The organism is Bacillus sp. SD088 (assembly GCF_017355205.1).
Classification (GTDB): domain Bacteria; phylum Bacillota; class Bacilli; order Bacillales; family Bacillaceae_C; genus Lederbergia.
The window spans coordinates 285,154-298,797 of sequence record NZ_JADIJK010000002.1 but is presented as its reverse complement, the minus strand read 5'-3'; the positions used below and the strand labels follow the sequence as shown (position 1 = coordinate 298,797).

Here is a 13,644-nt window from a genome sequence, read left to right as displayed (position 1 = left end):
GTTTGGCCCGATTAGTTCAGAATACCGCCCGATTTAACGTAGGTTCGGCCCGATTAGTCCGATAAATACTTCGCCTTCCGGACGGGAAATGCGCCCACAGTCCCACTTTAATTCGGACTTTAATCATAACTCCTTTTACAGATCTGTTTTAAAGCAACCTTCAGTGCGGAAGGGGGATCATCATGCAAAGTCGTGAAATACATATGATGGGGACGATTATCCAATTATCAGTTCAGCATAAGTATGCAGATTTTGTTTTGGATGAACTATTTATTCAATTGAAAGAATACGAGCAACGTTTTAGTGCTCATGACCCAGCCTCTGAATTAATGGAAGTGAACAAAAATGCAGGCATTAAGCCAGTGAAAGTACATCCGAATTTGTATGAATTAATTAAAATTGGAAAGAAACATAGCACGGCTGCAGGTAGTTCTCTAAATATCGCCATTGGTCCGCTTGTTCAAGCTTGGCGTATCGGTTTTGCAGATGCTCAAGTTCCCTCAGAAGCAACTATTCAATCTTTGCTTCGTAAAACAAGTGCTAGTGATATTATTCTAGATGACCAGGAGCAAACCGTTTTTCTACAACATACCGGAATGTTTATTGATCTAGGCGCTTTGGCAAAGGGGTTTATTGCTGATCTTCTTATCCATGATTTGGAGTCTATGAATGTTCAGGCAGGTTTAATCAATTTAGGTGGCAATGTCATGACCTATGGACATTCTCCAAAGCATGAGGATGGTTACTGGAGAGTAGGCATTCAACACCCTTCCCTTCCACGTGGACATTACATTGCGATTTTAAAAGCATTAAATCAATCTGTTGTGACCTCTGGAATATATGAAAGGAAATTTACTACTAATGACAAAACATACCACCATATTTTGGACCCCCATACAGGATATCCGATTCAATCAGAAATTGCCGGATTAACGATTGTATCGAAAAAATCAGTTGATGGAGAAATATGGACAGGTCGCTTATTCGGACAGTCGCCTGACCAAATCATTGAGACATTAAATCAAGTAAAAGATGTAGCAGGAATAGTCGTGACGAATAATGGTGAGCTTTATTATTCGGAATCTCTTGAACCATCTCTAATGGAATCGAAGTAAACGGTGCTAACACGATTCAGAAGTGTGCTGGAAAATCCCACCCCTTGTTATTTCTATTGTGTATATGTTAGACTGACAAAACACGATAAAAAAGGGAGGTTCCTATGAAAAGGACTTGGTTATTAATGCTATCTTTTGTACTCATGGCTGGTATCCTTGCCGCGTGTGGGGATAAAGATAATGGACAAGAACAAGGACAAAAACAAGAAGCTTCCGAAGACAATGGCAACGAACAGGCAGAAATGCCAGAACCTGATTTAGAGGGTATTCCAGATGTCGTAGCTAAAGTGAATGATGAAGAAGTATCGAAAGAAGACTTCGAGGAGATGTATCAAAGTCAATTTCAACAACTAGTCATGCAAGCGCAAATGTCTGGACAGAGTGTAGATGATCTTGATCAAGACCAATTAAAAGAGCAGGTTGCCGAAGGTATGGTGGGACAAACTCTGCTTATTCAAGAAGCAAATAATACAATAAAGAATGTTTCTGATGATGATATCAATAAAACCATAGATGAAGTAATTGCACAATTTGACATGGAGTCTAAAGACGAACTCCTTAAGGCATTTAAAGAACAAGGCATGGATGAAGATGAAGTCATGTCACAGATGGAGACACAAGTGAAGCTTGACCAACTAATCGAGAAAGTGTCCGGAGATACTGAACCATCGGAAGAGGAAATTAAAGAAGCTTATGAAGGTGTGAAAGCACAACAAGAAGAAACAGGCGGCGATCAAGAATTGCCTAGCTTTGACGAAATAAAATCACAGATAGCAGATCAACTAAAAGAATCGAAGCAACAAGAGGCAACCCAGAAGTATGTGGCGGAACTCCGTGAAGATGCAGAGGTCACGATTAACCTATAAGTTATCAAGTAAAAGGCACTTGCTTGCTCCCCGTGCTGGGCGTGAGCAAGTGTTTTTACGACAGCCTAATCGTTTATTTGTCTTCCACTTCAAGCAAATAGATTTTCTCTTTAAAACTCCCGCGGTTATCTGCTTTTTTCTTCCGTATTTCTTCTACGTCATTTATGGAAGCCCCATGCTGATGGGCAAGAGCATGAAGTAACTCCAATACATCGGCAAGTTCCTCTAGTGCATCTTGGTCTGTAGCAGCCTCTTGATATTCATGTACTTCCTCATTCAATTTCTTTCTTAATTCCCCTATATAGCGCTTATCTGTAAGTATTTCTGTTTTTAGTCTTTTTCCTGAGTTTTGAATTATTTCCGGGATACGGTCACGGACTAATTTATTATATATGGGCATGGTCGGTTCTCCTTAAGGTGTAATCATGCATCAAAAAGCAGTGGCAGAATAGGAGCTCAAAAGATCTCTTATAATGACTTTGAAACCCAAATGTTCCCCGTACCACTCTATAGAACGCTCGTAATTGCTTACCGGGATGGTCAAATAGGTTGATTTAGGTGTTATTCCCATACGAGATCTCCCTTCCTCATTTTTGCAATATAAATGATCTGCCCTGTGTGACTGGGTAAATGTCTGAATTGGTGAAGAAGCATTTCTAAAATGGTGGCTTGATTATTTAAGGCATCGTTGAACGTTGGAAAATTTAAATACGGCAGCTCCAGTAACCTTTCCGGGTTTGCCTTCATGATTTCAAGAACTTGTATAATGCAGTCGTATGATTTCTTAGAGAGTTCCAATGCATCCTCTTTTGACATTTGCAGACCGCGTTCGAATTCTCGACTCCGATCTTGGATAGATGGAGCACCCAAGTATGCGGTTTCAAACCATTGATGGACAGTACCCGAAATGTGCGCTATCAAATTAGCAATGCTGTTACTCTCGGGCGTAGGGGACCACACAATATCCTCTTCCGACAATTGCTCAATTACCACGCGAGTCCATTTCTGGTCTGCCTTGTATTTCCTTAAAAGAAGGTCAATCACTATAGTTGAACTGTTCAACCTCCACTCTCCTCCCATATTTTTCTTTAGAATACCAAATGTATGTTCGTTTGTAAAGGACAACCATATTTCTTTTTTACAAAAAACCTTCTCGTTAAAAATAGAATTTTGACATATAATGAGGAAATCAAAATTATTCATTAATTAAGTTGATTATTTTCTTTGGAGGTGGTACTTTGAAGGGCAATCTACATATAACTATGCGGTCGTCTTAGATAAAAGGGGGATTTACCTCTTGATGCTTTTAGTGAACTGGGATGCTCGTAATCTAAGAATTGAAAATCGCCCAATGCGAACGGTTTTATACCGTTTTGCGTCTTGAGCTAAGAGGAGGGAATGGCAATAACTATGAAAATCGCAAGTGTTGCATGACTTGGAAATAATGACTCAGAAAAAACTCCAATTGTAGAAGTGATAGACCTTGTGATGTTTCGATGCAAAACAGGTTTTCTACAAAGGAGTTTTTTGCCTTGTGCAATAAAAGCTAGTACCTCTCCAATACCCTTGTACTGAAGCTATTTTACCTGGGTACCCTTTAGGAAGCTAGCTGCAATTCTCCTTTTCATTTTCTCACTCCTCGATTTTAAAAAAAAGATTGACAGCGATTGTTCGCGCTTACAAATCTCTTATACTAAACACCTCTCTTCTACATTACAAGGAAAAGCTCGTGGTGTTATTGAATTGATAGTTTAATAGTATATTGAATTCCGTTTATTGTAAATGGACCAATTGGTTGCTTATCTTTAAGTCTTTTATTCCTATTTTAACAATAAAAGTGGATGAAGAAAGAAGGGAAAATGAGATTTAAAATCAAAAAAGAAGTACACATCAATAAAAAATGCATCCCTACCTTCATATTCTCGAGAATAAAGCACTATTGCTTTCTACTCACTAAATATCAAAAGAATTGATGGAAGTAAGCATCGTCCCCTCTCCTGCAATTTCACAGTGTATTGAAACAGTGATAGATGGAACACCGTGTGAAGGGAAACTTTCACGCACGGTGGGAAGAAGGGAATTATATCGATATCGAATCCATGGCCTGTGTGTTATAATAATGGAAAAGAAATTTACATATAAATTGTTATTTTTTGCTGTTGAATGCTCTCCTCTTTCCATATTTCAATATAGTGTGAAGGAAAAAAAGCTTTTTGAATAATAAAATTAATTCCTATTTTCAAGTCTTTGAAATTTAGTTAAGCTATTAAATACAACGGCTTAAAGTAGCTATGCAGATCAAACTTAATCAGGTTATTCAATACTCGAAATTACCTGGTATAGATAAAAAAACTTTAAAAATTTACGACAACTACGATATTGGATTAGTTTACCTAATTTTGGTGCGATATTGATATATTATTACAAGCTTGCAAAGCATTAGGAGCATTTAGGGAGGTCAATCCTGATAATGAACTTGGAAGCATTGATTAATAAATATTATGATCAATTAAACGATAATGACTTACATGTAATCAGTTACATTAGTCAAAATATAGAGTTATGTAAAGATAAAACTGTCACAGAAATTGCAAAGTATTCTAATGTCTCGCCATCTACGATCATTAGAATGACAAAAAAGTTAGGTTTTCGTGGCTATAGTGAATTTCGTTATTTTCTAAAAAAAGAGGCTGATCGAATAAAAGAAACGAAAGTGCCTAATAATCAATACTTCAATAGTTCAGTTATATTAAAAGATGTGAAGGAAACGATTAAACTTTTTGAAGAAGATAAAAATTCAGAAAAAATATATCAATTATTTTTAGAGTCGAAAAATATTTTTGCTTACGGAACCGGATATGGACAAAATTTGATGCTGAAAGAATTCTCAAGATGTTTAATGAATAATAATATATTATATATATAAATATCATACCGAGTAAAACTGAATTAGATTTAGTTTCTAAAGCGATCACTCCAAATGATTTATTATTGGTTGCATCATTATCTGGAAATATGAAATCCATTGATTCGATGATAAAAAATATTGCAGTAAAGCAAGTACCAATGGTTTCGGTTACTGTTTTTTCAAGAAATGATTTAGCCTATTTAGCAGATTATAATCTTTACTATCAGGTTTCTAATTTAAATAAAGTGAGCCAATTAAACAATTCATCATTTTGTACATTAAATCTAGTATTAAGTTTGTTGTATGAACGATTTGTCAATTATATGAAAGATATTGAATGAAATGTTACTGGTGCATTTTTTACAAAAAATAATTGGAGGGTTATCATAATAATTGATAGCCCTCCAAATGATTTGTATCGTCATTGAATTATGTGGGATTGGATAAATAAACATATAGTAAAGTGAAAGTTATCCATAAAGTGATCCATGGCCTCAACAAGTCCCGACTAAATTGACAATCAATGGAAAAATTATATAATATGTAAACTCAGTTTATTAAAGGTTTATGTTAAAGGAGCGAGTGTATGTCTAGTTTTAATTTGAAATATGATCAAGGCAGGGTAAGGAAATATCATTATTTTATGCTATTAAGTTTAATTCAAAAACATAAACAAATTTCAAGAACCCAATTAGCGAACTTAACAAAGATGAGTAATACAAGTATTGGAAAAATTATTAAAGAATTGATTAATGATGGGTTGGTTATAGAGGTAGGACAAATAGAAGGAGAAGTTGGAAGACGGGCGACACTTTTAGAAATAAATCCAAATGGCTCCTACATCATTGGTGTGGAGGTTGATTGGAATTCTATTAAAATTGGGATTGTCGCTTTAAACGGAAAAGTGCTAGAAAAAAAGTACTTAGAATTTGATGCTAAACAAGAAGCAGAAACTGTACTTGATAGAATTGCCGATGGAATTTCCATATTAACAGAACAGGTTGATCATCAGATCTCTGAAAAGATCATAGCCGTTGGGATCAGTATACCCGGCCTTATTTCATGGCCGGAAGGTGAGGCCCTCATCGTTCCTCAGTTTCACTGGGAAAAAGTTCAAGTAAAAGCCTATTTGGAAAAAAAGATTGATTATATTGTATACGTTGATAACCATGTTCGAACCGTATTATTAGCTGAAAGTTTATTTGGAAATATGACTGAATTTCATGACTCTGTTTGTATTTACATAGGAAGCGGGGTAGGCGGGGCTGTCATGGCGAACGGTGAAATCTTGCGAGGTCACCTCAATACTCTTGGAGAAATTGGGCATATAACAATGGAACCAAATGGAGCAATGTGTGATTGTGGAAGATTGGGGTGTTTGCAGACATATGTGTGTTCCTCCGAAATTGAAAAACAATCGAAAAGACCTATTAAGGAGATATTTGCAGCATATGAAAGAAAGGAAGGTTGGGCGTTAACCCTTATTAATCGAGCTCGTAATTATATATGTTTAGCCATTGCCAATGTTATTTGTATGTATAATCCTAAAGGAGTTTTGCTGGCAGGCCCAATGATTCAAGAATATCCAATACTAATTAAGGATATTGCAACAATAACAAACAAATATGTTTGGTCACCGCTTAATAATTCTTTTCACCTAATACATCCGAGTATTGGCAAAGATAGCGGGGTAATTGGAGCTAGCGCTCTAGTTTTAAATGAATTTTTACGTTTTACAAATGATGATATTTAGACCTTTCAATCAATTTTTTCCAAAAAGTAGAGCGTCCAATTATTTAATTTTCTGGAATTACTAATTGCAGTTGTATATTAAATAAATGGATGTTATAATGCAATTATTAAACTAAGTTTAAATATGTGGGATCAAAATTAATGTAATTCCTCCCTTAATTAACGTATTTTCAGCGTAATCACACTTAATAACTAAACTTAGTTTAATATAAACGTATGTGTAATATCTTGTTACTTTTATAGTTTTACAAAAATATCTTTTAAAAGGAGAAATATTATGAAGATTATTCAAGTAAGAGATTATAAAGAATTATCCAAAGCTGCATTTGATGTGATTGCTGAAACACTAAAGCAAAATGAGCATGCAAGCATTAATACAACAACAGGTGCAAGTTATGACGGAACATTCGAATTAATGGTTGATGCTATTAATAATGATGAACTTAATATTGCAAATGCGATTTTTACGAATCTGGATGAATATGTTTCTGAAAGAGATAAGCCTTTTTCAGTATACACATATATGCAGAAAAACTTTTATGACTTAATCAAAGTCCACCCAAAATACATTGGTCTTCTTGATGGAAGCGTCGAGGATACAGAAGCGGAACTCTACCGTTACAGCAAGGTTCTAGAAAAATATCCACGTGATTTGCAAATTGTAGGACTTGGGGTGAATGCTCATTTAGCCGCAAACGAACCTGGCACACCGTTTAACTCGCGCCTATTCTTAGCAGACAGTGACGAATCCACAATTCAAAGCACAATGGGTTACCATAACCTGAAAGCTGAAGAAGCACCAACGCAAATGCTGACGATGGGATTAGCCGATATTATGGAGGCAAAGCATATTCTAGTAGCCTCATCTGGACAGAGAAAAGCCGAAGCAGTTAAAGCGACGCTTGAAGGGCCGATAAATGAGGATTGTCCGGCATCTATTTTAAGAGCACATCCAAATGTAACATTTATTATGGATGCTGCAGCTGCTTCTTTGTTAGATAAAAAGTATTAATATACAATACGAATCTAATCAATAATTTGTATTAATAAAAAACATATAAAAGTGTCAGTGCCTAAAAGTGTATTTCGATATTTATCGTTTTAGGTACTGGTCCATAATAATTCTTGGAAAATAGGTAGATGTAAAGGGGTGCCTTCAATGGCTGAAACCATCATAGGAATAGATATCGGAGGGACAGCGGTCAAAATCGGCTTCTTGAATAAGCAGGGAGATATCATACATAAATGGGAAATAGATACAAATAAAGAAAAACAAGGCCTTTATATTATCGATGAAATTTGGAATTCAGTTGCAAGTAAAATATCGGAATTTCAAATGACCAATATTTTAGGTATAGGTGTTGGAGCACCAGGATTTGTTGATAAAACAACTGGTATCGTTTACGAGGCTGTAAACATTGGCTGGAAAGACTTTGAGCTGGGAAAAGAATTAGAAAAGCGATCTGGATTACCAGTATATGTAGAAAATGATGTGAATCTAGTTGCCTTGGCTGAGAATTGGATTGGGGCTGGAAACAACGCAAAAGAGCTTATTGCAATTACACTCGGAACAGGTGTAGGCAGTGGAGTAATCGCAAATGGTAAGATTTTAAATGGGATGAATGGTACTGCTGGAGAAATTGGGCATATTATTGCAGATCCAGAAGGGTATCCTTGTAATTGTGGCCGGATAGGGTGTTTAGATACAATTGCATCTGCCACTGGGATTGTAAACCAAGCGATGGATAAAATTGCTGAAACTCCTGAAAGCGGATTAGCCGCCCTGTATCAGGAGAATGGAAAAATAGATGCTAAGGATATTTTTAACTTTGCAAAAAAAGGTGACATGGTAAGTGAGAGTGTTATTAACCGAACTGCTGATATTTTAGGGTTATTAATTGCCAATGCAGCTACGATGATTAATCCTTCTAAAATTATTATCGGTGGGGGGGTATCCAAAGCTGGAGAGCACCTGCTTCGTCCGGTTAGGAATTCTTTCCAAAAATATTCTCTACCTAGAATTAGCGACAATTGTACAATTGACATTGCAAAACTAGGAAATGATGCCGGAATGATTGGGGCAGCTTACTTAGTTAAACAAGAAACACAAGAAGTTGTTTTACATGTATAGAAAATATTGTTTTCTCGACTTGTAGAAAGCGCTTAAAGGAAATGGAAAATTAGCAAGGTATGCAAGGAAATTTTACTAATATAGATTTATACAACAGAGGATGGTGCAAACCCATGGAGCCAGTTTTACAAAATAACGGACCTAAACTTTCTACTCCGAAGCTGAGTCTGAAAGAAAAAATCGGCTATGGTTATGGAGATATTGCTTCAAATTTTGTGTGGGGAATGGTTAATGGATATCTGTTATTCTTTTATACAGATGTTTTTGGACTTGCGGCTGGAGCTGTAGGTACCTTATTTCTTATTACTCGGATTTTCGATGCGCTAAACGACCCATTAATGGGAATTCTTGTGGATAAAACGAATAGTAAGCATGGGAAAGCACGACCATATTTACTTTATATGGCTATTCCGTTTGGTATTTTAAGTGTTATTACCTTTATTACTCCTGATTTTTCTGATACAGGTAAGCTGATCTACGCCTATATTACGTATGGAGTATTGGGTATTGTTTATACAGCGATTAATATTCCTTATGGAGCTCTTATGCCAATGATGTCGAGGGACTCAAAAGAAAAAGGTGAATTAAACAGTTATCGAGCGATTGGTCGTTCGATTGGAGCCATTTTAGTGGCCTCTCTCACACTTCCTTTAGTGAATTATCTTGGTGGCGGAAACCAGCAGTTAGGATTTCCCATTGTCATGGCAATTTATTCAGTGATCGGAATCATTTTATTCTGGCTCACTTTTAAGTATTGTAAAGAGCGTGTACTCCCGATTAAAGAAGCTAAGAAGAATACGAATGTAAAGCGTTCTATTAGTTATATGTTTAAAAATAAATATTGGGTCCTTACCTCATTAAATTCCTTTTTATGGTTTGTAAGGCTAGGGATTATGAATGGTGTTCTCATCTATTATGTAAATTACGTACTTGTTCAACCTAATATGGTGCCTTATTATCTTACTTTATTAAATGTTGCCAATTTAGCTGGTGGTTTCTTTGCTCTTTCTATTTTAAGAAAGTTCAGCAGCCGTAATTCAAGTATGCTTTTCTACGCGATTGCTGCAGTGCTACTTGCTTCACTTTATTTCGTGGATGGTCAATCTGTCGTGCTATTCTCTATTATTTTCTTTATTGCCAATATCTTAATTGGATACGGAGATCCTGCGAATTTGACGATGCTCGGTGACACGATAGATTACCAGGAATATAAGTTTGGCGAACGTCCAGAAGGGTTACTCGTATCAAGTTATAGCTTTTCGACAAAATTCGGGGTAGCCCTTGGTTCTTCTCTTCTTGCTTATGCGCTCGGATGGGCTGGATATAATCCAGAGGCCATTACAGATCAGGTGAAAAATATGATTATAATGTTAATGATAGGATTGCCCGTTCTCATCACGGTTCTTCAAGTCGTTGTATTATTCTTTTACAGATTGGATAAAGAACATGCTGACATCGTTAACGCTTTGAAACTTAAATAAGGGGGATATAGAAATGAAAGTTGTTGTAGGCTGTCTATACCACGAAACAAACACATTTAATCCGATCCTAACAGACATTCATGATTTTGTATTAGCAGAAGGTGAGGATGCTGCTAGCCGTCTTGCTGGAACAGAAGTATTTAGGGAAAATGGTATTGAAGTAATACCAAGTATTTATGCAACAGCATTATCATCAGGCATTGTAAAAAAAGAGGCATATAGATACTTTGCAGATAAATTTATTTCCACATTAAAACAAAATACAGATATCGACGGTATTTGGTTACATCTGCACGGAGCGATGGTTGTTGAGGAAATTGGTTCAGGTGAACTAGCACTCGTGAAAGAAATTCGAGAATGTGTTGGCCCAGAAGTTCCAATCTCTCTAACAATGGATATTCATGGTAATATCGCATTAGACTATTATAAGTACATCAACATTGTAAAGGCGTATCGAACAGTACCGCATGTTGACCAACGTGAAGTCGAGAAAGAGACCGCACAACTATTAGTAGATTGTGTAAAAAATAATACGAAGATCAGGCCTGTGTTTACTAGATTGCCAATGATCATTCCTGGTGAAAAAGCACTTGGCAAAAGTGAACCGCTCCGTTCTATCTTTGAAAAGTTATATGAGGTTGAAAAAATAAAAGGAATTTCGACTGCATCATTTTTCATTTGTCATGCTTGGAGTGATTCGGAAAATACAGCTTCCTCTATCTTCGTTATTCCTGAATCTGAAGAATACGAAGAAATTGTTGAAAAGGTAAAAGAAGAATTAGTTAGTTATGTGTATAGTAAACGCCATGAATTTGATTTTGATGCTGTTGTGCTTGACCCAGAAGAATCTATAGAAAGGGCACTTAATGAACAAGTAAAACCAATCTTTATTTCCGATTCCGGAGATAATACAACGGCCGGAGCAATTGGGATGAGCACCTTGCTGTTGGATTTATTTAAAAATAAGGATTTAGGCGAAAAAAAGGTGTTAATTTCCGCCGTTTACGATCCAAATGCATATGAAAGACTGAATGGTTACGAGGTAGGGGAGACTGTCACAGTTGAAGTTGGAACAAAGGTAGATGAAGATAGTCGACCAGTATTGTTAGAAGGAACACTTAAATCCAAAGGTGATCTTCTAGGATACTTAAATGCTACAAGTGACAAAGTAGGAGACGTATGCACAGTTTCTGTTGGCAATTTAGATGTTGTTGTCGCTAATCGTGGGGAATCGTTTATTACGTTAAACCACTTTACCCGTGCCGGATTAAATATTGAGGATTATGACATAATTGTAGTAAAACAAGGATACTTATTCAACGAGTTAAGTGCCATTTCTAAGTTGGACATTCTCTCCATGACACCTGGTGCGACATATCAACGTATAGAGAAAATCAATTACCGTCATGTTCCAAGACCGTTATTTCCTTTGGATTAAAAATTGCATTCCAGCGTGTAGCATATAAATTAATTGCTGCACGTTTTTTTGTTTAGTAAAAGCATTAATTAATAAGCAAAGGAAGTAAAAAGGTGAATTTTAATAATTCATTATAGAGATTCACAAAACCTTAGTGGCTGAAACCTTATATAAGTTCGGCCATTATTTTTGTTTCTTTTTAAGAGAGATTGTTTGACGCTTATATTATAAAAATCTTTCAATTTAATAGGAAAACTCAATCTCTTGTTGTTCTCCCAACTACGCATAGGAGTAACGATACATCATTCGAGGAGAATTTTTCAAGGCGATTGAGGTGTTTATTATATCATCTCAATAAAATGCTTTAAAATCCTTGCTGTAAACCCCCATATGGTATACTTCTCATAATCAAAAAACCATTCTTCCATTGAACGGGATCTCCATTGATACCCGACACCGTTCATTATTTTTTCAAAAGGAAAATCTGTTGAAGGCATTGGTTCTAGGGAAACTAAATGCATATAAGGCTCATAATCCAATAGCCAATTGACTGGTACCGTAAATACCTCAGCTACTTCTTCCTTGTTGTAAGAATGAATGATTTGATTGTAATCTATGATTCCTATAAATGGGTAGATCACAAAGGAAGGAAAAGCAATAAAGGGACTTAATTGTCCTAAAACCGTGACCTTTTGTGTATCGACACCTAATTCTTCATATGTTTCTCTTAAAGCTGCTGCCAGTGGGGATTCATCAGTAGCGTCGATTTTACCTCCAGGAAAACAAATATCACCTGGCTGTTTTCTCATAGTAGTTGCACGAACTTCAAATAGGACATGCCATTCATTTTCCACTTGAACTAACGGAATCAAAACAGCTGAACGAAAAGCAGTTTCCTCGCCTATAAATAGAGATTTATTTTGATTTAACTGTTCTTTCAGTTTATCCAGAAACATACATATCTCTCTCTCCGTGTTTGTATTCATTTTATCGTATCACTAATAATATTAATATAATACCTCATTTACTTATGATACGGTTCGCCGTGGTGTATATAAATGAGGTTTTTAATTTAAATCTTTAATGCTATAAAACCATATGAATGATACCTCTTCCATGATAAACCTGCTTTTCCACCATCGCCTTGTGTTGTCGACTACTCTAATATCAAATTGTAAGAATACCTTAATAAAGTCAACATTACTGTTGTAATTAAGGAGGTGTAATAATTTGTCGGCACACTATTATCATATTTGTAATCGAGGTATTGGGAGAGCAGTTGAAATTCGCACACATTACGGAGAAGTTCATCGAGGCATTATTGAAAGAGTATCTCCAGATAGAGATTCCTTCGACCATTAGGTGGTCCTCCCTGCGGAATTGGGGGGTATGGATATGGAGGTTATGATACCCTTGGGGCTTTGGCTTTGCAGCCGGAATCGCATTTGGCGCAATTGCCACACTAGCCTTCATTCCATTTTTTCTGGTAATGAAAAAGCTAGCATAACAAATATTTAATCCGTTATCTGTTACTGATACCTTAAAACGCCCTAAAATTGATATTGTTAGTTGTCCGCCAGTTGCCAGTCTCATTGGCCATAATAGTGAATAAAAGGAAGGAATATCGACCTGACTATTCCTTCTTGTTTTTGATAAATATTTAACCATGCATGGTATAGCTACCGCGCTATCGCTTGGTGGCCTCGTCATCAAGTAATGGAAGAAAAACTTTTCCATCACTTGACGACGAGGGTATGAAAGTTCTTATCACATTTAAATGACTACCTTGTAGATATCCTGGGGGCGTAAATTCAAGCGTGCCTCTCCAATCATGACATACCAATGGCTATCAACCTCTATTCGACAAGGGATCATTATGGAACCAATGTCCAGGTTAAAGCATTCCCCACAGTGAAGGCCGAAAGTACGGCCACTTAAATGGATGATCCAACGATCCTGAACGTCATCTTAAAT

General features: G+C 36.3%; 14 protein-coding genes and 1 pseudogene. 10 read left to right on the top strand and 5 right to left on the bottom strand.

What is annotated here, in order from left to right:
- Positions 1-182 precede the first annotated feature (182 nt).
- Together IPU53_RS03010 and IPU53_RS03005 are read left to right on the top strand one after the other, a co-directional pair.
- On the top strand, positions 183-1,115 hold the full coding sequence (locus IPU53_RS03010) for an FAD:protein FMN transferase (RefSeq protein WP_242698023.1): 933 nt from the start codon (positions 183-185) through the stop codon (positions 1,113-1,115).
- Positions 1,116-1,219: 104 nt separating this feature from the next.
- Entirely contained in the window at positions 1,220-1,981 is a 762-nt protein-coding gene (locus tag IPU53_RS03005) for a SurA N-terminal domain-containing protein (RefSeq protein WP_207447463.1), read from the top strand.
- 73 nt (positions 1,982-2,054) lie between these two features.
- On the opposite strand, the gene IPU53_RS03000 is transcribed toward IPU53_RS03005, so the two are convergent.
- From IPU53_RS03000 to IPU53_RS02995, 3 genes are read right to left on the bottom strand one after another with little or no spacing between them, the layout of a single operon-like run.
- Positions 2,055-2,381 (bottom strand): nucleoside triphosphate pyrophosphohydrolase, encoded by a 327-nt coding sequence (locus tag IPU53_RS03000; RefSeq protein ID WP_207447461.1) that lies wholly within the window; start codon positions 2,379-2,381, stop codon positions 2,055-2,057.
- Between the two features lie 30 nt (positions 2,382-2,411).
- Entirely contained in the window at positions 2,412-2,552 is a 141-nt protein-coding gene (locus tag IPU53_RS25555; protein WP_396019883.1) for a VOC family protein, read from the bottom strand.
- Entirely contained in the window at positions 2,543-3,043 is a 501-nt protein-coding gene (locus IPU53_RS02995) for a DinB family protein (RefSeq protein WP_207447452.1), read from the bottom strand. The genes IPU53_RS25555 and IPU53_RS02995 overlap by 10 nt, the downstream gene beginning before the upstream one ends.
- Before the next feature lie 1,408 nt (positions 3,044-4,451).
- On the opposite strand from IPU53_RS02995, the gene IPU53_RS24800 reads away from it, so the two are divergent.
- The 7 genes from IPU53_RS24800 to IPU53_RS02965 all read left to right on the top strand — a co-directional run bounded on the left by IPU53_RS24800 (position 4,452) and on the right by IPU53_RS02965 (position 11,691).
- Positions 4,452-4,907 (top strand): MurR/RpiR family transcriptional regulator, encoded by a 456-nt coding sequence (locus IPU53_RS24800; RefSeq protein WP_242698022.1) that lies wholly within the window; start codon positions 4,452-4,454, stop codon positions 4,905-4,907.
- A gap of 140 nt (positions 4,908-5,047) precedes the next feature.
- Positions 5,048-5,230, top strand: a complete 183-nt coding sequence (locus tag IPU53_RS24795) for a hypothetical protein (protein ID WP_242698021.1) — start codon at positions 5,048-5,050, stop codon at positions 5,228-5,230.
- 245 nt (positions 5,231-5,475) lie between these two features.
- On the top strand, positions 5,476-6,642 hold the full coding sequence (locus tag IPU53_RS02985) for an ROK family transcriptional regulator (protein ID WP_207447449.1): 1,167 nt from the start codon (positions 5,476-5,478) through the stop codon (positions 6,640-6,642).
- 276 nt (positions 6,643-6,918) lie between these two features.
- A complete protein-coding gene (locus IPU53_RS02980) occupies positions 6,919-7,653 on the top strand; it encodes a glucosamine-6-phosphate deaminase (protein ID WP_207447447.1) in 735 nt (244 codons plus the stop codon).
- 147 nt (positions 7,654-7,800) lie between these two features.
- Entirely contained in the window at positions 7,801-8,772 is a 972-nt protein-coding gene (locus IPU53_RS02975; RefSeq protein ID WP_207447445.1) for an ROK family glucokinase, read from the top strand.
- Between the two features lie 113 nt (positions 8,773-8,885).
- A complete protein-coding gene (locus IPU53_RS02970) occupies positions 8,886-10,253 on the top strand; it encodes an MFS transporter (protein WP_207447435.1) in 1,368 nt (455 codons plus the stop codon).
- A gap of 13 nt (positions 10,254-10,266) precedes the next feature.
- Positions 10,267-11,691, top strand: a complete 1,425-nt coding sequence (locus tag IPU53_RS02965) for a M81 family metallopeptidase (RefSeq protein ID WP_207447433.1) — start codon at positions 10,267-10,269, stop codon at positions 11,689-11,691.
- Positions 11,692-12,011: 320 nt separating this feature from the next.
- Here the strand turns inward: IPU53_RS02965 and IPU53_RS02960 are convergent, their stop codons facing one another.
- On the bottom strand, positions 12,012-12,626 hold the full coding sequence (locus IPU53_RS02960) for an NUDIX hydrolase (RefSeq protein ID WP_207447431.1): 615 nt from the start codon (positions 12,624-12,626) through the stop codon (positions 12,012-12,014).
- 274 nt (positions 12,627-12,900) lie between these two features.
- On the opposite strand from IPU53_RS02960, the pseudogene IPU53_RS02955 reads away from it, so the two are divergent.
- A pseudogene (locus IPU53_RS02955) lies at positions 12,901-13,177 on the top strand (hypothetical protein).
- Positions 13,178-13,443: 266 nt separating this feature from the next.
- Here the strand turns inward: IPU53_RS02955 and IPU53_RS02950 are convergent.
- Positions 13,444-13,617: a DUF5348 domain-containing protein gene (locus tag IPU53_RS02950; RefSeq protein ID WP_207447519.1), complete on the bottom strand. Its 174-nt coding sequence runs from the start codon at positions 13,615-13,617 to the stop codon at positions 13,444-13,446.
- Between the last annotated feature and the right edge of the window lie 27 nt (positions 13,618-13,644).

Excerpts from the sequence above, each read along its gene's own strand:
- IPU53_RS03010 (WP_242698023.1), top strand. The coding sequence starts at position 183 with ATGCAAAGTCGTGAAATACATATGATGGGGACGATTATCCAATTATCA.
- IPU53_RS03005 (WP_207447463.1), top strand. The coding sequence starts at position 1,220 with ATGAAAAGGACTTGGTTATTAATGCTATCTTTTGTACTCATGGCTGGT.
- IPU53_RS03000 (WP_207447461.1), bottom strand. The coding sequence starts at position 2,381 with ATGCCCATATATAATAAATTAGTCCGTGACCGTATCCCGGAAATAATT.
- IPU53_RS25555 (WP_396019883.1), bottom strand. The coding sequence starts at position 2,552 with ATGGGAATAACACCTAAATCAACCTATTTGACCATCCCGGTAAGCAAT.
- IPU53_RS24800 (WP_242698022.1), top strand. The coding sequence starts at position 4,452 with ATGAACTTGGAAGCATTGATTAATAAATATTATGATCAATTAAACGAT.
- IPU53_RS24795 (WP_242698021.1), top strand. The coding sequence starts at position 5,048 with ATGGTTTCGGTTACTGTTTTTTCAAGAAATGATTTAGCCTATTTAGCA.
- IPU53_RS02985 (WP_207447449.1), top strand. The coding sequence starts at position 5,476 with ATGTCTAGTTTTAATTTGAAATATGATCAAGGCAGGGTAAGGAAATAT.
- IPU53_RS02980 (WP_207447447.1), top strand. The coding sequence starts at position 6,919 with ATGAAGATTATTCAAGTAAGAGATTATAAAGAATTATCCAAAGCTGCA.
- IPU53_RS02975 (WP_207447445.1), top strand. The coding sequence starts at position 7,801 with ATGGCTGAAACCATCATAGGAATAGATATCGGAGGGACAGCGGTCAAA.
- IPU53_RS02970 (WP_207447435.1), top strand. The coding sequence starts at position 8,886 with ATGGAGCCAGTTTTACAAAATAACGGACCTAAACTTTCTACTCCGAAG.
- IPU53_RS02965 (WP_207447433.1), top strand. The coding sequence starts at position 10,267 with ATGAAAGTTGTTGTAGGCTGTCTATACCACGAAACAAACACATTTAAT.
- IPU53_RS02960 (WP_207447431.1), bottom strand. The coding sequence starts at position 12,626 with ATGTTTCTGGATAAACTGAAAGAACAGTTAAATCAAAATAAATCTCTA.